Source organism: Sorangium sp. So ce327 (assembly GCF_051530205.1).
Taxonomy (GTDB): Bacteria; Myxococcota_A; Polyangia; order Polyangiales; family Polyangiaceae; genus Sorangium; species Sorangium cellulosum_B.
Genome location: NZ_CP150330.1, coordinates 4,633,308 through 4,656,576, shown reverse-complemented (window position 1 = coordinate 4,656,576; position 23,269 = coordinate 4,633,308). Strand labels below are relative to the sequence as shown.

The window sequence follows — 23,269 nt, the reverse complement described above, 5'->3', positions numbered from 1 at the left end:
CCGCCGGCCCGGACGGCGCCCGGCCTCAGAAGCTGCCGGCGACGCTGAGGCCCGCGAGGTCGGCGCCAGGCGCCTGCGGCAGGACCTCCGCGCGGCGGACGCCCGCGCGGGCGCGCCGCCCGGCCGCGGCAGCGGCTGCGCGGGCGCTCGCGTCCGGCTCGGCCGCGGCCGCGCTGCCGCTCATCACGAGCAGCGTGATCCCCGCGGCGACGCCGACGACACCGAGCCCGATCGCCGCCTCGGCGACGCCCGTGTAGAGCCGGCCCCGATCGGCGACGGGCCTGGCGGAAGGAGGGCAGCTCCTGTCGCCGCCGCACAGCGCGTCGAGATCGCTCAGCGTGCCGGCGCGGAGGCCGAGGAAGACCCCACCCACGGCGCCGCTCGCGATCCCCGCGCCGAGCACGGCGAGGCCCGGCACCTTCGACGGACGCGTCGCCGGCAGGCGCGCCAGCGCGGCCCTCGGCGGCACGTCCGCGGGCGCGCCTCCCGGCGACGCGCTCGCCGGCCGCGGCGCCGCCGGCGGCTCGGCGATCGCGATCTCCACGGTCTTCGCGTCCCGCTCCGCGAGCGTGACGGTCTCCCGCGCCGCCTCGCGATCGCCGACCCAGGCCGAGACCACGTGGGGCCCTGGATCGACCGGGATGTCGGCGCTGATCTCCGAGGCGCCGAGCGCGGCGCCGTCGAGCAGGATCGTGGCGGTGAGCGCCCCCGCGCCCCGGCGGATCGCGAGCCTCGGGATGCGCGCCTCGAGGTCCTCGATCCGCGCGCCGACGTTCGCGCTGACGTCGTTCGCCCGGGGGTCGCCGTCGGCCGCGGCCGCGGCGATGCGGTAGTTGCCGAGCGCCGAGACGAGCTTGCCGAGCCGCGCCTCGCACTCCGCGATGTTGAACAGCACCTGCGGCGTCCGCCGCACGCTCGCGACCGCGTGGAACTTCGCGAGCGCCGCGGCGCAGTGGTTCGCCGCGCTCAGCGCGACCCCCTCCTGGAAGAGCGCCCGCGCCTCCGCGAGCTCCTCCTTGGACTGGGCCCGCGCCGAGGGCGACGCGATCAGCGCGGCGCCGAGCGCCGAGGCCGAGATGACCCGCCGCCAGCTGCTCGTCCGAAGTCCGCGTCGCTCCATGCGTCCCCCCTTGCCGGGCACCGCGCCCCTCTTCGCGCTCGGCTCGGCTCGCCGACGTCCGCGCGCCGTTTACCCTACGCGCCGGCGGGGCCGCGTCCAGCGGCCCGGGGCGCCGGAGGCGCGCGCCGCGATCGGCCGCCAGGCCTGGATCGCCTCCTCCTGCGCCACCACGAAGTCGTGCGGATCGAAGCGCACGAAGTGCCCGGTGCGGAGGATCAGCTCGCGCTGGAGCAGCCGGCGCTCGCCCGGGGTGACCCGCCCCGTATCCAGCTCGTCGAGCACGACGTCGGGTGTGTAAGGGCGCCCGCGGCGGTAGCGCGCGCTCATGTCCCAGCCCTGGCAGCGCTCGCGCCAGAAGGCCCGCCAGCGCGCGGCGTCCACCGTGGGCTGCTCCGCCATCTCCGGCGCCGGCGCCTCGGGCAGGTCGTTGGGATCGCTGACCAGCTGCGCGAGCTTGAGCTCGCGAGGCTCGCCCACGTCGGGCTCGGGCGGATCGGCGACGAAGATCTCCTCGTCCTCCACCGCGACCTCCTCCCACATCCCCGCGCCGGTGATCCGCTCCAGCGCGTAGGCCGCGGCGAGCTTCACTTCCCCGTCCACGTCGCGCTCGAGCAGGTCGATGAGCAGCGGCACCGCGGCGGCCGCGCCGGCCCACCCCACGGCGAAGATCAGGCCGCGGCGCGGCGCCTCGGCGGTGCGCGAGGCGAGCAGCCGCGCGTCGGCGTCGTCGCCCGCGAGCGCGAGCAGGAGCGCCGCGGCGTCCGCGCCGTCGGCCTCGTCCAGCGCGCCGCGCAGCGCGAGCGAGGCGTGCGGGTGATCCGAGAGCGCCATGGCCGTCCAGGCGGCCTCGCGCAGGGCCTGGTCCGGCGCCGCGAGCGCCCGCTGGATCAGCTCGGGCAAGCGGGGGCCCGGCGTGCAGCCGAGGTGGTGGAGCGCGCACGCCGCCACGGGGGCCTCGTCGTCCGACGCCGCCGCGACGAGCTCGTCCTCGGTCGCGAAGCCGCGGTAGGCGAGGACGTCGATCGCCATCGCGCGGACCAGCGGCTCGCGCTCGCGGAGCAGGCTGCGGAGCGCGAGCGGCAGGAGCTCGTGCGGGACCAGCTTCAGGGCAGCGCCGAGCGCGTCGATGAACGCCCTGTCCTTGCCGCTCCGGAGCAGCGCGAGCTCGGCCGCGGCGAGCGCGTCGCGGCCGGCGAAGCAGCCGAGCACCATCGCGCTCGCGAACGCGACGCTCGCGTCCTTCACGGGCGCGTCGGCCACGAGCCGCGGCACGTGCTCGAGCGCCGGCGCCCCGATCGCCGCGATCACGTCGATGGCCGCGAGCATGCGCCGCTCGAGGATCAGCGCCCCGCGGAAGGGATCGCCGAGCAGCGGCGCCCGCTGCATGCCGACCATCGCGACCTCCTCGAAGCACTCGCGGGCGCGGGCGCGGAGGAAGGCGAGATCGTCGATCGCGTCGCCGATCTCGGGCGCGAAGCCCGGCGGCACGGGGCGCGCAGCTCCCTCGTCCGGGCGCGCCGCGGGCGGCCGCACCTCCGCCGCCGCGGGGAGCGCGCCGGGCGCGGGCGCCTGCTGCTTCAGCGCCTCGACGGCGGCCTTGAGCTCCTCGAACGTCCGCGGCGGCGGGATCGGCGGCGGGGGCTTCGCGACGAGCTCGGCCGGGGGCGGCTCCGGGACCTTGAGGAGCGGCGCGAGCGACGCCCGCTGGACCGCGTGCAGCCGCGGCCGGTCGCGGCTCGCCAGGATCGGCGGCAGGTCGAGCGGCGGCGCCGGCGGCACGAGGGCGAGCCGCGCCGCCGCTTGCTCGAGCCAGCCGCGCGCGCTCCGGAGCAGCTCGTCCACCGCGGCGAAACCCGCGTCGAGCCCGATCGCCTGCTCGATCCGAGCGGCGATGTTGTCGGTTTCCGCCAGGGCGGCACGCACGGCGCCGAGGGGTTCGGCGCGGCCGTCGAAGGCGTCGTAGATCGCGGCGAGGGCCCGCTCCAGGGCGCGCGCCGGCCCGGTCAGGTCGGTCACCGGCTCGACGTCGTGCTCGAGCGACAGCGCTGCGCGGCGGAGCGCGGCGTGCGCGTTCTCGAGCTTGTCGTGGGCGAGCACGTCCGTGCCGGCGGGCGCGGAGGGCTGCCCCTCCTGACCGCCGGGCGCGACGAAGGGCAGGTATGAGAAGGACACGCGCCATGAATACACCTGCGCGAAGGAGGCCCCAAGACGCGCGCTGAGGTAGCCTGCCCGGACGATGAAGGATCCTCCGCAGAGCGCGCAGAACGTCGACGACGTCGAGGCGTACGCGACGCTGGCCGCCCAGCTCGCGGACCCGAGCGCCGACCGCGCGGCGCTCCTCGCGGCGCACGGGCTAGACGAGGCCGGCTGGGAGGCGCTCGACGACGCGTGGCAGGCGCGGCTCTCCGAGGCGGACGACGACGACGGCGAGGAGGTGGGCGTTCCGCCGCTCGTCGTCGCCTACGCCGAGACGTTCGCGAGGGTGCAGCGCGCCCGAGCGAAGAGCGAGCTGTCGTTCGAGCGCTTCCTCGAGGCCGCGCGCGGGTTGAAGCGGGGCACCGACATGGCGACGGTGCTGAGCCGCCTGGACCTGACGCTCGAGGACTACCTGAGCGCGCAGCAGCGATGGACCGCGGCGATGCTCGAGGACGAAGCGCTCATGGCGCGGTTTCAGCGGGCGATGAGGTAACCGGGACGGCCGCGGGGCGACATCGGCCGGGCCGCGGCAGCGCGCCGCCCGACGGCGACGAGGGGGTATGTTCGTGGACATGGTGGAGGGCGACGAGGAGGTCCGATCGATCCGGCTCGAGGAGCTCGCCGCCGTGGCCGGGGCCCTCGAGGCGGGCCTGCCGCGCGACGAGGTGCTCGCGGACGCGGGGCTCTCGGCCGCGGCGTGGGAGGCGGAGCGGGAGCGGTGGATGTCCAGGCTCGCCGCGCAGGCCGCGCGCGGGCAGCTGCGATCGAGCCGCCGGTACCTGGAGCTCGTCGCCGCGCAGAAGCGCCGCGCCGAGGAGAAGGCGCGGGGCGCGCGCAGGAAGCTGGAAGGGCCGATGCCGGTCGCGCCCGCAGCGCGCATCGCCCCGCTCCAGGGGGCGCCTCGGGATGGGACGACGCCGCCGCCTGCCGCAGGCGTGAGCGACGAGGGGGCTGCGCGATCTCCCTGGGCCAGGCTGAGCGCCGCCCCGCCGCCGCCCGGGGTCGTGCAGCCTTCGCCGTTGCCGCCGGCCATGCCGTCGCCGTTGCCGCCGGCCGTGCCGTCGCTGCTCTCGGCGGTGCCGTCGTCACTGCCCATGCCGAGCCTGGAGCGGCCGTCCACGGCACCGCGAGCCCGCATGACGCTCCTCGGCACGACGTCTCTCCCGAGCCGGGATGCGCTGCCGTTCCGTCAAGACGTGTCGGGCGCGCCCGCGGTCGAGGGTACAGCGACGTCACCGGCAGGCAGCCCGGAGATGGAGGCGACGAGCATCGGCACGGTCGGCGCGCTGGCGGCCGACAGAGCCTTGCCCTTCTCCGGCACGGCCCCTGTGCCCCCGCTCGATGCCGCTCTGCCGTTCTCCGGCACGGCCCCCGTGCCCCCGCTCGATGCCGCTCGGCCCTTCTCCGGCACGGCCCCTGTGCCCCCGCTCGATGCCGCTCTGCCGTTCTCCGGCACGGCCCCCGTGCCCCCGCTCGATGCCGCTCTGCCCTTCTCTCGCCCGGCCCCTGCGCCTCCGGCCGACAGAGCCTTGCCCTTCTCTCGCCCGGCCCCTGCGCCTCCGGCCGACAATGCCTTGCCCTTCTCTCGCCCGGTCCCTGCGCCTCCGGCCGACAGAGCCTTGCCCTTCTCTCGCCCGGCCTCCTCGCCGCCGGCCGCCAACCCCTTGCCTTTCTCTCAACCGGTCTCCTCGCCGCCAGCCACCGATCCCCTGCCCTTCTCACGGCCGGCCTCCTCGCCGCCCGCCGGCAACCCCCTACCCTTCTCGCGACCGGCCTCTTCGCCGCCGCCCGATAACGTCCTGCCGTTCTCGCGACCGACCCCCTCGCCGCCGGCAGACAACGCCCTGCCCTTCGCTCGTCCGGGCCAATCGCCCGCGCCACCGCGGCCTGCCAGGGGAGAGATCGCGCCGCAGCCGCCCCAGATCCCGACGGGGAGCTGGGCCCTGCCCTTCCTTCAGCCAAGCGCCGTCGAGCCGTCCACGAGCCCCTCGCCCGCGGAGCCCACCGCGCAAGCGCACGCAGGCGCGGAGGACGACGAGATGATGCGCCGCGTGGAGCGGATCTCCCTCGCGCGGTACGCGAGCCTGTGCGCCGACATGCGCGACCATCCGAATCACATCCCGCAGATCCAGAGCCACTATGGGTTGACCCCACAGAGCTGGATCGCGCTCCACAGGAGTTGGCACGAGCGCCTCGAGTCCGATCCGGCGCTCAAGGCGCAGTGGCAGGCGCTCATCGACCAGAGCGCGCGGAGCTGAGGACACCAGCGCTCGAGTCGGGCGCCGTTCAGCGCTGGCGTCGAGAGGTGTCGAGGCTCACCTCGCGCGGGTCCATTTCGATTGACATCGACCATGTGAACGTTCACAGTGCGGTCCCGGGGCATCCTTTTGCTTCGCCCTGGACAGCCTGCGCTCGTGACCTCGCCTTCTGCACTTCGGGCGCGAAGCGGCGCCATGGTCGGAGCCTCTTCCGATCCCTCGACGGGAGCGGGATTCGCGGACGGCGGAGCGGCGGCAGACGGCGCCGCCACCACCGATGGAGACGGCGGCGACGTCTACCCCTCGATCGACACAGCGAACCGCGACGCGAGAGGGACGGTCTCCAGCGCGCCCGGCTCGACCATGAAGGAATCGGCCTCGGCCGCCCGAGCGGCCGTGATCAACGGCTCTGGACCAACAGATAAGGTGAACATGCGTCGCTCACGTACATTGGCGAGAATGGCTTGTTGCGGGGTTGCGCTCGCCTCGGTCGGGCTCGTCGCGAGCCCCTCCGCGCTGGCCGATTACCCCATCGCCTCGCACCGCTACCTCGCCGACCCGGCCTCGCTGGTGCACGACGGGCGCGTCTATCTCTACGGCTCGAACGACGACGACAACGTCAAGGCGGACGGCTCGGACGACGGCTACAAGATGGCCTCGTTCGTGGCCATCTCGAGCAGCGACATGAAGAACTGGACCGACCACGGGGAAGTGATCCGCGTGCCCCGCGACGCCTCCTGGGCGGCCAACACGTGGGCCCCCTCGCTCGTGGAGCGCAACGGCAACATCTACATGTACTTCGCCAACAACGGATCAGGTATCGGCGTCGCCAAGAGCGACAGCCCGACCGGACCGTTCAGAGACGCGAAGGGCAGCGCCCTGATCACCTCGAGCACCCCCGGCGCCTCGGGCCAGAACATCTGGCTCTTCGATCCGGGGGTCTTCATCGATGACGACGGCCAGGCGTACCTCTACTTCGGCGGCAACGGCGAGCAGAACGCGCGCGTCATCAAGCTGAACAACGACATGGTGAGCGTCTCGGGCTCGGCCTCCACGATCACGATCCCGTACTTCTTCGAGGCCTCGTGGATGCACAAGCGGAACGGCGTTTACTATCTGTCGTACTCGACGAACCCCGCGAACGGCATGCGGATCGACTACCTCACGAGCTCGAGCCCCACCTCCGGCTTCACCCACCGCGGCACGGTGGGGCCCCAGCCGCCGAAGAACAACAACAACAACAACCACGCGGCAATCTTCGAGTTCGGCGGCTCCTGGTACCACGCCTACCACAATCGCTCCGTCGCCAACGACGCCGGCGAGCCCCCGGGCTATCGCCGGAACCTCGGGATCGAGTCGTTCACCTACAAGGAGGACGGGTCGATCGTGCCAGTGACCTACACGACGGACGGGCTCAAGCAGGTCAAGAACCTCGACCCCTACGCGCGCGTCGAAGCCGAGACCTTCAACGCGCAGCGCGGCATCGAGACCGAGCCCTGCGAGGAGGGGGGGATGAACCTCTCCAACATCGAGGACGGAGACTGGGTGCGTCTCCGCGGGGTCGACTTCGGCGAAGGGGCGGAGAGCTTCAGCGCGCGCGTCGCGAGCGCCGGGCAGGGGGGCAGCATCGAGCTCCACCTGGAGACGCCCGACGGCACGCTCGTGGGAACCTGCGCGGTCGCGGCGACCGGGGACTGGCAGACGTGGGGCGACACGTCGTGTGCGGTCGACGGCGCCACCGGCGTTCACGACCTGTACCTGGTCTTCACCGGCGGCGATTCGTACCTCTTCAACGTGAACTCCTGGCAGTTCTCGCCCATCGGGGGCGAGGGCGCCGGCGAAGGTGCCACGGTTGGAAGCACGAGCGGCGGTGGCGACGGCAGCGTCAGTGGCGTCGGGGGCGGCGTCGGCTCCGGCTCCAGCTCCAGCGCCGGCTCCGGAGGAGCGGCCTCGACGGGTACGGCCACGGGTGGAGGGTCCCCCAGCTCAACGTCAGCCGCCCAGGCGTCGTCGGGGGGCACCTCCGGCGGGGAGTCGGGCGATCCGGCTGGTTGTAGCTGTCGCGCGGCGAGCCGCGCGCCGTCCGGAGGTGCCCTCGCGCTGACAGCGCTGCTCGCGGCGTCCCTGGGGCTCCGGCAGCGCGGCCGGAGGGGGCGTCGTCCGGGAGTGACGAGCTGAACCGGTAACCCCGGCGGCGATGGCCACATCGCCGCCAGCGCGTGGGGTCAGCCCTCTTCGGGTCCGGGCCCGATCTCCGAAAACCAGTCGTCGAGGCCGGCGAGCGTCCTGGCCCAGGCCACGAGCGCGGCTTCGCCCCCCAGGCGCAGGAGGAGCGTGTCCAGGCACGCGCCGTTGTCATACCTCCGATCGTACGTGAAGAGAGGCGTGATCTCGGCGACCGTGGGGCGCCACGCCTCGGGTGAGGCGCGCTCCCGCCACACGTCGCACAGGCTCTCTTCCGGCATCCAAGGAAACATGCTGCAGAGCGTGTCGTCCGACTCCTCGGGGGGCTCGCGGAGCACCTCCTTCACCGTGTCGGCGACGGCGGCCGACAACCTCTCCCTCGCTTCCGGGGAGAGCGACGGGAACACGGTCGCCCACGCGGACAGCCTGTTCGACGCTCGGGCAGCGCCACGCACGAGCTCCGCGAAACGCTCCGCGTGCTCCTCGCCCTTCAGCGCCTTCCCTACCATCTCGAGCATTCCAGACGCTTCCTCGTCGTCCAGGTCCGGGCGCACGAGGCGCTCCACGTCGGAAAACGGGCCCAGCGCGAGCGCGATCTCCAGCTCGGCCTGATGTCGGTCGTCGTCCCCTTCCATCGCGGCGCAAAAGCTGGTCGCAAGGTCTCTGTCACCGAGCTCCACCGCGCGGAGAGAGAGCGCCGCGAGGGCATCGTCAATCTGAGAGCCCATGCACGGCAACACCTTCTGGTGAATGTAACGCAGCTCCTCCAGCGTCGCCGATTCCGCCCAGTTCTCGATGGCGCGGCCCTCGCCGCGAAAGGCTTCTGGAGGCACCGAGAAGAACATGCGTGCCAGCTCCGCTCGGACGTCCACCGTGACCAAGGAGACGAGCTCGGAGGCGACGAAGTTACGGTCGGAGACGTCCGTTCGCTCTTTCACCTCCGCGAGGGGAGCATCCTGCACCTCGGCCACGAGCCACGGAGGCAGCTGCCCGCAGCGGAGCGGCCCGAGCGAATCCGCGGATCCTCGCGATTCGCCTTGCCAGCGACGGACGAGCGCTCGGGCCTCCTCGGGAACGAGCCGGTTCCATTCACTCTCGGGAACATGAAAGAGAAAGCGCTGCGCTGTGAGCGGAAACCGTTCGGAGGACAGCAGCCATCCCATCGCTCGTTGAACGATCGCGCTCGCTCCCGCCGAGCTCCCCAGGAGCCGCTCCGTCAAGACTTCAAGGCGATCTCCGAGCTCCGGCAAGGCGGAGCTCTGCGCATCCACGTCTTCGAGTCGCTCGGCGCGGCGCTCCTCGGGGTAGAGCGGCGCCAGCAGAGCAGCCCAGGACGCACGGCGCTCTGGATGGAGCCCAGCAAGGCGCCTGGCCGCCAGCAGCAGAACCTCCTCCCGCGCGGGGGAGCGCAGCCGCTCGGCCATACGCCGGAGCGCGCCGATCACGAGCGCCTTCACGACACGACGTGATTTCAGCCCGCCCAGTACGAAGCGTCTGCGGTCTAGCTGGTATGCCGACGGGGGCTCGGTCGCGCCGGCGGCTTCGAGCCCTCCGACGGCGCGGTCTGCTTCGTGCAGCAATGGCGTTGGCCATGCTACATCCGCCTCGGACACGGCGGGTCGAACCGCCCGCCACAGCCGAAGCCTGTCTTTCTCGTTCAGCGGCTTGGCGAGCTCGATGCCTGCGTCCGGCCGAAAAATCCCCTCGTGGATGGCACCGGCAACCACGTCCGGGAGCGCATGCACGAGCAAACTGATGATCTGCTCGAAGATCGTGCGCAACCGCAGCGCCTGCACCATGCAAGGGCCACGCGAGGCTTCCGACGTCGCTTCGCAGAACGCCGCGTGGCTTCGACGCCATGCGGCGACGACGAGCGCACGAAAGCCGAACGCACCGCCGTCCAGGGGTTCCCAGGCGGCGCGCATCGGCTCGGAGATCACGCGATCGAGCTCTTCCGCCGTGGCATCGTGTCGCAAGAAATGCATCGCCCCGTATCGAATGACGTATTCCGATCGAGTGACAGGGGCGATGCTCCCTTCGGAGTAGCTATCGAGAGTCGCTTGGACATGTGCGGTCAAGAGCGCCTGACCACGGGCATCACCCAGATGGCTCAAGCGCAGAGCGAGAGTTTTCCCGAGACTTCGATGCAGGAATGCGGCGCCATGGGTTGTGTGACAGAGCCAAGGCTCGAGCTTCCGCAACGTGGCAGACACTCGTGCCTCGGCCCGATCTCCTCCCACGATCTGGGCCAGCTCTGCCTCGGAGATCGGCCCGCTGGCAGCGCTCAAGACACACACGGTATCCGCGTCGACGTCACCGGGCAACGCGGTGGCGGAGCGCTCCGACGGCATCTCCAGGACGAGGTCAGACCAATCGTTCAACCAATGAAGGGCCTCACCCCATCGGGCGGCCGTGACACCGGGGTCATTGTCCGCAGACACCCACATGCGGACGTTCCCGGGCAGCCCGGCTGACCATCCGATGCGCGACCATACCGTCGGATCATCGTTCTCGTGGGCACGGTCGAGCACGATCAGCAGCGGCGTCTCGGGGTTCTCGTCACCGTCGAGGATCGGTCGGATGTCATCGGCCACGCGCGGAGCGAGCGCGCGCTCGGATGCCTTCCTGGAAGTCAACGCTCCGAGCCGCGCATGCAGCGCGGCGACCCATATCGAGGGATCCGCCATGCCGCCGTGGACCGAGATCGGGATGAATGCCACGCGGGCCAGCCCTCGCCGCGTGAGATGAAGACAGAACGCACCGAACAAAGAGCTCGCGCCAGAGCCCGCAGGAGCTCTGATCAAGGCCCTGTCGCCTGGGCGGGAGCTCGCCCAGAGCGCTTCCAGCGCTGACCACGGGCGCTGCTCGGGCGAGTCGGGAGCACGCGGCTCGCCGTGACGCCAGGCCGCCACCGCCGGAGAGGCGAGGAGGGCCCGCGTGGCCTGCCAGACCCCGTCCGGCGCGCGCTCCAGCCCGCCGAGCAAGCCCGAAATCGCAGCCTCTTCGCCGATGTCTGCCATCTCTACTTCCCGGTCGGGTCGGTGTTGTCGTCCTCGGGCGGCACGAACTTCGGCTCCGGCGGCGGCGGCGGCTTGTCCGGTCGCCTGTAATTGCCTTGCTCGTCCTGGAATGCGTTCGGATCGCGCGAGTTTTTCTGCTGCGAACCGTCCGGGTTCAGCTTGGGAACGACGTTGGTCGCGGAGGGATTCTCCCGCGCCACGTTCTTCCCCGGATCATTCCTGTCCGGATCGTAGACGCCGTCGGTCTTGTGATCCCATTTCTTCCCATTGTACATGACGCCGCCCTTGGCGTCACCCGTGGTGAGCCCAGCTCTCTTCTTGGCCTCGTCGGACACATCCTTGTTCGGATCAGCATTGATATTGTCCGGATGGATGCCCAGCTCGCGGAAGACCTGCGCGCAGAACGGGCAAGGCTTCTCCGAGGAATTCTTGGGTTTCCCTTTCTTCGAGTGCGCCTCGATCTTCGCGCCCCGACGGTACTCCTCGCGCAGCTCGTTCCGGACTCGGGCGTTCCGCTCGGCCTCGGACATCTTCGCCCACTTCTCGCAGTCCTTGCCGTTCGCATCCTTGCTAAGGCGCTGCCGGATGTCCTTGGCCTGCTGGTTCAACCCGTCGATCTCGGCGCACCTGCCCGCCTTGCTGGACGCGTTCGGCTTGACCTTGTTGTCGGCGTCCAGGTTTCGAGGATCGCTGTCGGGCTTGTTGGGGTCCTTGAATTTCTCGCGAGAGTTCGATACCGCGTCCCTCAGCGCCGGGTCGAGGTCGTCGTCGCTCTGGACGGTCGAACTCTTCCCCTGGATGTCCGGCAGCGGATTGCCATTCGCGTCCTTCCGCCCCGTGGTGGTCGAGAACATCAACCCCATCGGGTCCACCATCTTCGTGGGCCGATTCCCCGCATAGGAGAACCCGTTCTGCCCGCCGAGCAGCCCGACCGGATCGACGCTGATGTACCGTCCTACCGCGGGGTCGTAGTAGCGATAACGGTTGTACGCGAGGCCCGTCTCGTCATCGTAGTACTGCCCGAGGAACCGCAGCGGCGTCTCCGTGCGCGCGCCTTCCCGCGGGCGCGCGGCGCCCCACACCGTGCGGTCGAGCTCGCAGGCGACATTCCCGGCGGCGTCGAGCAGGCGTTCCGGTCGGCCGACAGGGTCGTTCAGGTAATAGTACCACTCGGCCGACACCGCATCGCCGCCGCTCCTGGCGTCCTTCTGCGCCCACGGCGCCGACGTCTCCTCGTCGGTGCAGTACGTCCTCTCCTGGGTGACCCGATCACCCTCCGGGCCCCACTCTCGCTTGATCTCATGAACGAGCGTGTCCCCGTCCCAGATGAACCGCGTCGTGGATAGCGTGTCCATCCGCCCGCCTTCGTCTCGCCTGAGCACGCGCTTCTCGAGGCGCCGGGCAAAGGGATCGTAGACATGCTCGATCCGGACGCCGTCGGGGCGCACCACCGCGCTCAGGAGACCCGCGCCGTTCCATTCGTAGCTCGTCGTGGCTTCCTGACCGCTCGGCATGACCACGCGGCGCTTGATCAGCCTCCCGTCGCCATCCCACACGTACGACACGGGGCCGCGCCGGAGCAGCACGTTGCCGCGCCCGTACTCGCGCTCCGGCGCGCCGGCGCCGAGCTCGCGCACGTTCCCCTCCGCGTCATACCGGAAGTGCTCGCCCTGCCCGTGGACGTCGGTGCGCGCCAGCACCTGCCCGCGCGGGTCGTGCTCCCATCGCTCGGCGCCCGAGCGATCGTCGTCGATCGCGGCCACATCGCCCTGCGGCGTGTAGTGAACCGCTTGCCGGAGGGTGAGGTCATGGGGGAGCGCCCCGATCCAGTCGGGCTGCCCTGCAGCCACCACGGGGCCTGCGACCCCGCGAGACACGGTGCGCTGGACCATGCGGTCGAGCCCGTCATAGACGACATCCACACGCCCGCCGCCGGGCAGATAGCGAGCGGTCTCTCGCCCGAGCGCGTCGCGGACGACGCCGAGCTCCTCGTTGCCGTCGAGCGTCACCCGCAGCGCGCGGCCGGCGACGTCGCGCACCCAGGTCTGGCGGTGTCCGCGGGAGGTCTTTCGCTCGACGGCATTGCCCATCAGGTCATGTTTCGTCTCCACCGAGAACGTCTCGCCGCCGCTCACCTGCCGCTCGCACGTCACCCAGCCCAGGAGATTGCGCTCGAAAAAGATGTCTCCTGTGGGGCCGTGCGCGGCGATGATGTAGTCCAGCTCGTCGTACTCGAACGTCTCGACGCCGCCGTCGGGATACTGGTGCTCCACGACGCGACCGACGAGATCGTACACGTACCCCGTCTTCTCGCCGAGGCCGTTCTCGAACTGCACGACGCGCCCCATGGCGTCGTAACGATAGCGAAGGGTGCGGCCGTCGAAGGTGACCTCCTCCGAGACGAGCCTGGCGGCGTTCAGCCGGATGCGGTGCACCTCTCCATGGCTGTTGTGCACCTCGACCAGGCGCCCTTCGCGGTTGTATCGATATTTGCCGATCCGCCCGTCGGGCTCCCGCGTCTCGACGATCCGGTTGTACCCCGCATAGCGGTGCGTGGTGGTGTGGCCGTTCGGGTGCCAGATCGACGTGCAGTTTCCGGACGGGTCGTACTCGTAGCGCGTGACGCCGCCGTCCGGCGTTCGCTCGGATCGGAGACGGCCGGCGTCGTCGTGGGCGTACGTGACCATCGCCCCCGACGCGTCGCGCATGCTCTGGCGGCGGCCCCAGTAGTCGTACGTGTACTGCGTCACCGCGCCCGTGGGGTCGGTCCGCTCGATGAGGTTCCCGTGATCGTCGTACCGGTACAGCGTCTGCCCGCCGTTCGGCGCGACGGTCCGCGTGGTGAGCCCGCGGCGATCGAAGTGCACCTCGAAGGTGGCGCCGATGGCGTCGCGCCACACGAGCCCGCCCGTGAGGCGCCCCGTCTCGATGACACCCCCTGCAGGATCGACCGCCCTCCGGATGTGTCCGTCGGCGTCCCGCTCGAACGTGGTCACCCGGCCGAGAGCATCCGTGATCCGGAGCTCCCGTCCGCGAGCGTCCCGCTCCCAGCGGGTCGTCGCTCCCGTCGCGTCGGTGAACGACAGCAGGTTTCCCCACGCGTCGTACGTGCGGCAGAAGACGCCGGCGGCCGTGACCGCCTTGTCGATGCTCCCGAAGTCGTTGCCGAAGAAGCGCTCGACCGAGATCGAGTCGGCCGCCTCCACGTAGTTGTCAGGCCCGTACTCGAGCTTCGTGTGAAAGATGCCCTTCGCGGCCGTGGTCCCGTCGGCGAGCACCGCCGGGACGTCGGCCGCGAGGCTCTCGTCCTCGCGCCCCGGGTACGCACCCCAGGTCTCGACGCACCGCCCTGCCCCGTCATAGACGAAATAGAAGCAAAGGCCGGTCGGGTGCTCTTGGCACGTCAGGAGATGATCCGTATAGGTGTACCTGGTCGCCGCGCCCATCGCGTCCTCGGCGAGCACCAGGTCCCCCGCGTCGTCGTAACGATACCGCGCGAACGGGACCAGCTGGCCCCGGTGCGCCGCGTTCTTCACCTCGAACGACGCGATGCGCCCCTCCCTCGTGGAGCGGACCTCGACCCTGCGACCGACCGAGTCGACGATCTGCGCCAGGACACCTTCCTTGTAGAAGAACGAGATGCGGTTGTCGTGAGAGTCGGTCTCCGCCGACAGGAGGTACCGGTCTTGCCAGGCGTGCTCGAAGACGAGCCACCGGCCGTCGCCCCGATCGAGCACGAAGCCTGTCTGGCCGCGGACGAGCAGCCACCCGGAGGGGCCCACCGCCGACTCGCCGACGCGCATGGGCGTGAAGTCGACGTACATGCCGTTGCCGGTCCAGAGCCTCGTCCGGCCGCGATGCACCTCCACCTCCCACGCGTACGAGTGGTACCAGCCGCGCCCAAGCCCGACGTCGCGGTCGCGCGCGGCGCTCGTGTAGCTGCGGGTCAGCGTCAGCGGCAGCGGCCCCGGCAAGTGCACGTCGGTGACGGGGATCGTGAAGACACGGCCTGTCACGATGTCGACAGGGTCTCCCTTGGAGCCTTTGCCGCTCCCCTTCTTCCCATGATGGTTGGGGCACGCCCCGCCGTTCTGGCCGGAGCCGCAGGCGCCTTTGCCGCCCCCCGACGCGCTGTCGCCCCCGTTCTTGCCGTTCGCGCCTTGCTTGTCCTTGCCCGCGCCGCCTCCGCGGCCGCCAGCCCCGCCGCCGTCACCGCCGCCGCCGAGAACGAAGACTCCGGGGTTCATCCCCGGGATGGCCGGGATGTTGGGGACAGGTGCCGTTCGCATTGCTGTTTCGACGCTCCCTGAGTGAAAGCTATGACAGCCGAGCCTTCCAGCGGACACGCGGCGCGTGCCGTCAATTCAACCGCAAGAGCCTCCCGACGATCCGGAACAGCCCCCGCGACGCGGCGCTGATGCGGCTGCCCACGACCTCGATGTCGCCGTCCTGGCGAATGCGGACCGCGCCGCGGCCGGAGCGGAGCAGCAGCTCCTGCTCTGCCTCGATGGCGACGGTGGTCGCCTTGAGGTGGAGCGTCTGCGGCCGCTGCGTCGTCAGGGCCGCGACGATCAGCGGGGGCTCGCCCTCGCAGAGCTCGACGAGCACGGCGTCGCCGCGGGCGCGGGCGTCGGCGATCACCTCGGGATCGACATCGGGCGCGATCTGGGCGTCGACGGGCCCCTCGGCGCCACGAACATGGATCGACGCCTTCCGCCCCGCGATCGAGGCGACGCGCGCGGTCCGCATGGCCGCGCCGAGCGGCTGCGCCTTCCGCGCCGGGAGCGGCGCCGCAGCAGGCTCGGCGAGCACGTCGTCCAGGGTCACGCGCGGCGACCCGGACGCCTCCTCGGCCGGGGCCCCGGCGTCCGGCTCCTCGAGCGAGAGCGACGCGCCGGCCTCCCGCGAGCCACCGTCGAACTGAGTCGCCATCAGACCTCCGAGACCTTCTTCGGCAGCTGGATCTTCGGCGCCAGGATGGTCACGAGCGGGGACGTGATGGTGACGCCGGCGCCGTCGATCACCACCTCGCTGGCGCCGCACTTGAAGACGATGGCGCCCTTCGCCTCCACCTTGTGGAAGGCCCCGATGAACGTCGCGGGCCCGACGGCCTGCACCACGTGAGACCCCTTGAGCTTGTCGACCACCGCGCCGCCCACCATCGCGGTGCGCGAGCCGGTGACCGTCTCGCTCTCGCCCCCGTTGCTGAGGACGACCAGGCCCGTCGCCCTCTCGCTCTTCGAGCCCGTGACGCTCTCCGCGTAGCTGCCGAACGCCACCTGCACCGTGGCGGCGCCGACGTCGATCGTCTTCTTGCCTGTCACGTTGTTGTCGATGTCCTGGATCGCGCCCAGGACCTTCATCGAGCCCACGTCCTCCTTGTGGGTGCCCGTGACCTTGGCGGTCGTGTGCCCGGGGCCCTTCTCGCGGTCGGTGGCGTCGATGCCATCGACGGCGCCGTCCGGCCCGCCGACGTTGGCCGTCGACCCACCGCCGCCACCGCCCCCGTCCATGCCGAGGGCCGAGGCGAGCGCCTCCGGCTTCACGAAGACCTTCCCGGCGAGGCTGCTCTGCGCCACGTTCGACGCGATCGAGGCGAGCATGTTGGGCGGGCCGGCCGCGCCCGGCGCGCCGCCGGCAGCGCCGCCCCCGCCTCCGCCGCCGCCCATCGAGGCCGCGAGCTGGCTCGCGCCGGGGATGCCCGACGCGCCCGCGATCATGCCGGGCATGCGGCTCATGTCCCCGCCGGCGACGGCCTTCATCGCCCCTGAGACCCCCGCCGCCTTCTGGGTCAGCCCGTTGATCGGCGCCATCACCTGGTTGATGGCGCCGTCGACCTGCCCCTGGACCGCCGCGATCGCGTTGTTGGCCATCACGCTCGCGAACTGCACAGCCGCCTGCGCCGCGAGCGCGAGCATCGCCTCCAGGGGGTTGCCGTCCATCTCGAACTGGTTGCCGCCCACGGTGGTCGTCGCGTTGCCCTTCGCCGTCAGCGCCGACACCGCGTTCACCTCGACGTTGCGGTTGCCTCCGACGCTGATCGTCTGGTTCGCGCCCACCGTGTTCTGCGAGCCCTTCGTGATCTTCGTCGTCTGGTTGCCGCCGACCTCGAGCGACGCGTTGTTCCCGACGACCGACGTCTCGTTGTTGCCGATGTTCCGCTTGGCGTTGTTCGCCGCGACCGTCTTCATGTCGCGCTGGGCGTGCACCATGATCTCCTCGGAGCCCGCCTTGTCCTCGAAGCGGATCTCGTTGGCTCCGCCGCCGCCCGGCGTGCTCGAGGTCTGGATCGCCGTGCGAGTCTTGCCCTCCGGCAGCGCGTACGGCGGCATGTAGACGCCGTTGTAGAGGCGCCCGGTGACGATCGGCCGATCCGGGTTCCCCTCGAGGAACTCGACGATCACCTCCCAGCCGATGCGCGGGAGCATCATCGAGCCGGAGGTCTGGAGCTGCACGACCCGCATCCAGCACGACGCCTTGTCGTCGATCACGTCGCTGCGATCCCAGTGGAACTTCACCTTGCAGCGGCCGAGCTCATCGGTGTGGATCGCCTCGGTCTGGGAGCCGGCGGGCGCCACCACCGTCGCGGTCTGCGGCCCCTCGATGAGCGGGATCGGCGTGATGCGCCGCGGCCTGTACTTCACGGAAGCCGGCACGAGGCGCGCCCGCGCCCTGGAGCGCGGCGTCGCGCGCTCGCTGCCGCCGTGCGCGTCGTCGTCCTCGTGGACGTAGGTGTGCTTCACCGCGAAGAGGAAGTACTCGCCGTCGAGCTCGCCGGCGTCCGTGATCGTGAGCTTCTGGCCGACCGCGAGGCGCGAGCAGACGGTGTCGATCTCGATCGTGTGCCGCTCGACCTGCTCCTCCTCCAGCCGGATCTGCGCGAGCCGCTGCCCCTCGCTCGGCTCGAAGTAGCCGCCCGGGTAGTCGTAGCGCTCCAGCGCGTCGTTCTCGCCCGACGTCGCGGTCGCCGTGAGGTCGAGCTTCGGCCGCTTGAAGTCGAAATCGCGGAGGACGAACTTGCCGGAGCGCACCCGCTCGAGCTCGCGGATCGCGTAGATCGCGTCGCGCTCGTCGGCCGCGCTGAGCCCGGTGCGCCGGCGGAACGGCAGCGCGGGGTCGCCCTGGATCGGCCCGGCGACGGTGCTGTCGTCGTCGAAGACGAGGAGCTCGCCGTCGGCGTCCACCTCGACGAAGCTGTAGATGCCCTCGTGCTCCATGAGCCGCGAGATGAACGCGAGCGCGCTCTCCTGGTACTGCACGCAGTACTCGCGCTTCGGACAGTCGCCGCTCAGCCGCCACGCGACCTTGGTGATCCCGTGATCCTCGAGCACCTTCGCCACGATCTCCTTGGCGCTCATGTCCTGGAAGATCCGCGAGTCGACGCTGCGCGCGAGGAGCGCGAGCGAGGAGACGACGCGGACGGCGTAGCGGACGCCCAGCAGCCCCTCGACGCCGAGCTCGGTGGTGCCGATCGAGGTCGCGGCCTCCACCGTGCCCGCGATGACGCGCGGCACCTCCCCGGGCACGCCGAAGGAGAGCGCCGCGGGCTTGCCGATCATCGCCTCGAGCTCCTGGTACGTGTGGAGGTACACCTCGACGTCGAGGACGAGCGGCCTGCCGGCCTCGTGGGTCGACTCGAAGCGGAGCACCCGGGCCGCGGGGACCTCGTCGATCGTGAAGTGCGCAATCATCTCGCGTGCCACGTTCACCTCCTCCTCAGTTGTCGAGCACCAGCGCGGCGGTGTCGGAGACGTCGCCGTCGAGCTTCGCGGAGACGCCGATGATCGCGACGCTCGCGGGCGTCAGCGAGAGGATCGACGCCCCCATGACCAGCGTGAGCGCGCCGGTCGCCTCGAAGACGGCGTTGTTCGCCTTGACGATCTGCGCGCCCCCGGCGAGCTCGGTGTACGTGCCGAGCGAGCTCTCCACGCGGTTCCCGTTCGCCACGTTGACGATCGCGCCGCCGACCTTCACGTTCATCGATCCGCCGACCTGGACGCCGCGGCCGGACTTGACCGCGATCACCTTCGCGCCGGTGGCCGTCTCGCTCCGGTCGCCCTGGACCGTCACGGAGCGGTGCCCCAGCGCGAGCTCGACGAGCGCCGCGCCGACCTCGTGGTTGAAGCCGGCCAGGGTCTGATCCGTGACCGAGCCGACCACCAGATCGATCTGGTTGCCGGACACCGTGAGCGAGCTGTTGCCGGTGACGTCGCGCTTGTGATCCCCGCCGATCTTCATGTCGCGGTTCCCGCCGATCGAGAGCGAGTGATCGCCGCCCATGTCGTCGACGTGGAAGGTCTCGATCTTCATCGACTGGTTGCCGGAGACCGAGAGCGTCTGGTTCGACCCGATGCTGGTCGTCATGCTGTCCGTGACGTTCGTCGTCTGGTCCGCGCCGATCTTCTTCTTGTGGTTGTTGCCGATCGACTCGGTCGCGTTGTTCTTCACCTCGGTGGACATGTCCTTCGAGGCGTTGATGAACATCTCCTCGCCGCCCTTCGTGTCCGACATCCGGAGCTCGTTGGTGCTGCCCCCGCCCGGCGTCGTCGCGGTCTGGAGGGAGCTCTTCCCCGCCTCCTTCGGGAGCGCGTAGGGCGGCGGCGTGAGCGCGTTGTACATGCGGCCCATCACGAACGGCCGGTCCGCGTCGCCCTCGACGTGGCGCACGGTGACCTCCCACCCGACGCGCGGCAGCAGCATCGATCCGCCCGTGGGCACCTGGCTCGTGCGGATCCAGCGGCTCGAGGTGTCGTCCTTCTTTCCGGAGCGATCCCAGTGGAAGGAGACCTTCACCTGCCCGCTCGCGTCGGTGTGGATCTCCTGCCCCGAGGGCCCGGTGGTCATCGCGGTCTGCGTGCCCGGGATCACCTGCTCGCGGGCGCGCCGCGGGGGCCGGTAGCGCGTGGTCCCGGTCGGCACGCCCCAGAACTCGCAGCTCGACCGGAGGTCGCGCGCGCCGTCTTCCGCGCCCGCGCGGCCGGAGAGCTCGAAGTTCCGCGGCCGGCTGCCGGCGATGCGCGCGCGCACGACGAGGTACTCCTGGTTGAGCGGGTCGTAGGGGTGGCCGTCGACCGAGAAGCGCCGGCCCGGGAGCAGCGCGAGCGAGCCGGTCTCGCCGTGCACGACGTCGCGCTCCGCCTGCACCGAGTCGAGCAGCACCTTGGCGAGCCGCTCCGCGACGCTCGCGTCGGCGGTGCGCGCCGGGTGCTCGTAGATCTCGAGCACGTGCTCCCCGGGATCGCTCCCCTCGGCCAACGCCTCCGGCTTCGTCGAGGGCTTCTCCGGGTCGTAGTCGCGGACGAACACCTTGTCGCTCCGCACGGAGACCTCCCGCGAGAGGCGGACGACGCGATCCCCGAAGCCCTCGACGCCGAAGTCCTGGAAGAACGGCAGCGACGTCGCGCCCTCGATGTCCTCGAGGCCGGTCGGCGAGTCGCCGAAGACGAGGACGTCCTCGTCGTCCTTCATGTGGATCGCGAAGTAGATCCCCTCCTCGGCGAGGAGGCGGTGCACGAAATCGAGGTCCCGCTCGCGGTACTGGACCGTGTAGACCCGCGTCGGGTGGGGCTCGGTCACGCGCCAGTCCTGCTGGCCCGCGGGCACGCCCGCGCCCTCGAGGACCTCCTTCACGATGTCGACAGCGCTCTTGTCCTGGAAGATCCGGCAGTCGGAGCGCTGCCCGAGGTTCCAGAGCGCCGGCGCGACCTCGATCCGCAGCGTGGGCACGTCGTCCGGATCGGGCACGAGCTCGGCGAGGACGATGGTCCCGGCGAAAGTGCGCGTCTGCGTGTCGTCGCTGCGCGACAGCGTGAAGACGGCGCGCTTGCCGAGGACCTCCTTCGGCCTCGGCAGCGCCGCCTCGTCGTCGAGCAGCTCGCACTCGAGGCGGGTGAGCTCCGAGAGCTGCTCCGTGAGCTCGAAGCGCAGCACCCGGTAGATCTTGCCCTCCACGCTGAGGGAGGGGATCGCGAGGACATGATGATCAGCCACTCTTCACCTCTCTCTTCACGTCACTAGCGCTCATGAGCCCTCACGATCCGAGCTTCATCGACGCGCCCATCTTGACGACGAGCGCGCCCTTGACCGCGATCTTCGACCCCTTGATCACGACGGGCCCGCCGCCGAGCTTGAGCTCGCTGCCGCCGCCCTTGAAGGCGCCGACGGCGCCGAGGAGGGTGATGAGCGGCGCCTGCACCACGAGATCGCCGTCCAGCTTCTGGTAATGGAGGCCGCCGACCATGTTGGTGACGCCGAGCGCCACGTGGGAGAGGGAGCCCTTCGTGAGGTGGAGCTCCGCCGCCAGCGAGGTCTGGTCCTTGTTGGCCGTGATCTGCTCTCCGTGGCTGCCGTTGATGATCTGCGCCTTCACGGCGCCCACCGTCTCCGTCATCCCGCCGAGGACGTTGTCGTTGATCGAGCCCAGGCTGCCGGAGAGCTGCAGCGCGCCGACCTTGCGGCTCATGTCCCCGGTGATGGAGTGTCTGACGCCGTTCGAGATCGTGATCTGGTTGCCGCTCACCGTGTAGGAGCGGTTGCCGGTGACCTTCTCGACGTAGTTGCTGATCGCGTTGGTCGTGTCGTTGCCGCCTATCGAGATGCTCTGATTGCCGGTGATCTTGTGCGAGAGCACCGCGCCGACGTCGAGCGACTGGTTGCCGGCGACGGAGGTCGAGTCGTCGACCTTCACCGAGCGGGAGCCGTTCACGCTGATGTGCTGCTCCTCGTTGACCGTGACCTCCTCGACCTTGTCGTTCTTGATGGTGACGTTGAGGTCCTTCTGGGCGTGGATGCCGAACCCCTGGCTCCCCGCGGTGTCGGACATGCCGATCTGGTTGTGGCCGCCTGCGCCGGGCGACGACATGCTCTTCAGCGTGCCGGACGCCTTGGCGGCGGGGAGCGCATCCGGCGGCGTCTTCTCCGCGTTGTACGTGCGCCCGAGCACGAGCGGCCGGTCCGGGTCGCCGTCGAGGAACGCGACCGAGACCTCCCAGCCGACGCGGGGGAGGATCATCGAGCCGCCCATCGCGATCTGCGAGACGCGCAGCCAGCAGCTCGATGTGTGGTCCTGCTGGCCCTGCCGGTCCCAGAAGAAGCGGACCTTGATGCGGCCGTACTTGTCGACGTGGAGCGCCTGCTCCTGGGTGCTCGACCCCGTGACGACCGCCGTCTGGATGCCGCGGATGCGCGGCCGCCGCGCGCGACGCTCGGCCGCGAAGGGCGCGCCCTTGGGGACGCCGCGGAAGTGGTTCTCGACGTCGTAGTTCGTCGCGCCGCCGGTGAGCGTCTGGTTGCCGCGCGAGACGAGGCGGGTGACAACGAACTCGCCGTTCAGGCACGGCTCCGCGGCGCCCTCGACGACGAACGGCTCGCCCACCTTGAGCCCGGCCGCGCGGCTCTCGCCCTCGCACACGTCGGCGTCGGCGGAGAGCTCGCGCATGCGGGCCTCGGCGAGGCGGCCGCCCACGCTCCCCTTCGTGAAGCCGGCGGGGTACTCGAAGTAGGGCGCCGCGATGGCCTCCTTGCGGGGCAGCGCGGACTCCGGCTTCACGTCGGGCTTCTCGAAATCGTGGTCCCGGAGGTGGACGAGGCTCGTGCGCAGCGCGCGCGTCCTCGTGAGCTTGGAGAGCGGCAGGCTCCCGGGCAGGCCGCCCTGCGCCATGCGGAAGCTCACCGGCATCCCCTCCTCCACCTCGAAGGCGGCGGGGTCGTCGGTGATGATCATCGTGTGCCCGGCGGCCTCGTGCCGGAAGTAGTAGAAGAGGCCGTTGTCCTCGAGGAGCCGCGAGACGAAGTTGAGGTGCGACTCGCGGTACTGGACGATGAACTCGCGCGGCTCGTACTCCTTCGCGATCCGCCACTCGACCTTGTCGCCGAAGCCGGCGTCCTCGAAGACCGACTGCGCGACCTGGACGATGGTCTTCTCCTGGAAGATGCGGCACCCCTCGCGGTGCGCGAGCGCGGCCAGCGCGGGCCGCAGGCGGACGTCGAACTGGCGGCTCTCGCCCACGATGTGCGCGAAACCGGCGCGGTCCACGATGCCGTCGTACAGCCGCTCCTGGCCCGACGTGTCGACGACGCGCAGGCAGAGGCGGCTGCGCAGGCAGTCCTCGACCCGGAACGAGGCGTCCAGCGTCGCGAAGCGCACCTCGACCGTGTAGGGCGTGGAGATCGCCTCGACGGCCTCGAAGCGGGTCACGGAGACGTCCGCGGGGAGCTTGTCGCCCTCCAGGGAGAAGGTGGCGAAGGTAGCGGCCATTGGGGGCATGGTAGGCGATCGGCGGACGGCGCCAAGCCCTGGCGCTGGAACCCGACGCGGCGCCGACGCGGTGGGAGCGGTATGGGGGGCCGGATCGTGCGGAGATCCGCGCGGTTGGTGGTGGGGTATTGATCCCACGCTGGCAGAATGATCGAGCCACCAACACGCCCTGAGACGCCAAGATTCGTGTGTTCATTGGCGTCCTTGGCGGCTTGGCGATTCAAAAGACCCCACC

General features: G+C 70.8%; 11 protein-coding genes. 3 read left to right on the top strand and 8 right to left on the bottom strand.

What is annotated here, in order from left to right; all coding sequences use genetic code 11:
- Positions 1-25 precede the first annotated feature (25 nt).
- Together WME95_RS17485 and WME95_RS17480 are read right to left on the bottom strand one after the other, a co-directional pair.
- A complete protein-coding gene (locus WME95_RS17485) occupies positions 26-1,120 on the bottom strand; it encodes a hypothetical protein (RefSeq protein WP_437909504.1) in 1,095 nt (364 codons plus the stop codon).
- Positions 1,121-1,189: 69 nt separating this feature from the next.
- Positions 1,190-3,292, bottom strand: a complete 2,103-nt coding sequence (locus WME95_RS17480) for a hypothetical protein (RefSeq protein ID WP_437909503.1) — start codon at positions 3,290-3,292, stop codon at positions 1,190-1,192.
- Between the two features lie 64 nt (positions 3,293-3,356).
- Here WME95_RS17480 and WME95_RS17475 point away from each other — a divergent pair, with 64 nt between their 5' ends.
- The 3 genes from WME95_RS17475 (at position 3,357) to WME95_RS17465 (ending at position 7,752) form a co-directional block, all read left to right on the top strand.
- On the top strand, positions 3,357-3,809 hold the full coding sequence (locus WME95_RS17475; protein ID WP_437553003.1) for a hypothetical protein: 453 nt from the start codon (positions 3,357-3,359) through the stop codon (positions 3,807-3,809).
- 67 nt (positions 3,810-3,876) lie between these two features.
- Positions 3,877-5,574, top strand: coding sequence for a hypothetical protein (locus WME95_RS17470; protein ID WP_437909502.1), 1,698 nt, complete (start codon positions 3,877-3,879; stop codon positions 5,572-5,574).
- A 459-nt stretch (positions 5,575-6,033) separates the two neighbouring features.
- Positions 6,034-7,752, top strand: coding sequence for a glycoside hydrolase family 43 protein (locus WME95_RS17465; RefSeq protein WP_437909501.1), 1,719 nt, complete (start codon positions 6,034-6,036; stop codon positions 7,750-7,752).
- Between the two features lie 47 nt (positions 7,753-7,799).
- On the opposite strand, the gene WME95_RS17460 is transcribed toward WME95_RS17465, so the two are convergent.
- The 6 genes from WME95_RS17460 to WME95_RS17435 all read right to left on the bottom strand — a co-directional run bounded on the left by WME95_RS17460 (position 7,800) and on the right by WME95_RS17435 (position 23,034).
- On the bottom strand, positions 7,800-10,778 hold the full coding sequence (locus tag WME95_RS17460; protein ID WP_437909500.1) for a hypothetical protein: 2,979 nt from the start codon (positions 10,776-10,778) through the stop codon (positions 7,800-7,802).
- A 2-nt stretch (positions 10,779-10,780) separates the two neighbouring features.
- Positions 10,781-15,067, bottom strand: a complete 4,287-nt coding sequence (locus WME95_RS17455; protein WP_437909499.1) for an RHS repeat-associated core domain-containing protein — start codon at positions 15,065-15,067, stop codon at positions 10,781-10,783.
- Positions 15,068-15,137: 70 nt separating this feature from the next.
- The gene (locus tag WME95_RS17450) at positions 15,138-15,710 is read right to left on the bottom strand and encodes a hypothetical protein (protein WP_437909498.1); all 573 of its coding nucleotides are present in this window, start codon (positions 15,708-15,710) and stop codon (positions 15,138-15,140) included.
- Positions 15,710-18,481, bottom strand: coding sequence for a type VI secretion system Vgr family protein (locus tag WME95_RS17445; protein WP_437909497.1), 2,772 nt, complete (start codon positions 18,479-18,481; stop codon positions 15,710-15,712). Before WME95_RS17445 ends, WME95_RS17450 begins: the two co-directional genes overlap by 1 nt.
- A gap of 13 nt (positions 18,482-18,494) precedes the next feature.
- Positions 18,495-20,768, bottom strand: coding sequence for a type VI secretion system Vgr family protein (locus tag WME95_RS17440; RefSeq protein WP_437909496.1), 2,274 nt, complete (start codon positions 20,766-20,768; stop codon positions 18,495-18,497).
- 40 nt (positions 20,769-20,808) lie between these two features.
- Positions 20,809-23,034 (bottom strand): type VI secretion system Vgr family protein, encoded by a 2,226-nt coding sequence (locus tag WME95_RS17435; protein ID WP_437909495.1) that lies wholly within the window; start codon positions 23,032-23,034, stop codon positions 20,809-20,811.
- Positions 23,035-23,269: the final 235 nt, after the last annotated feature.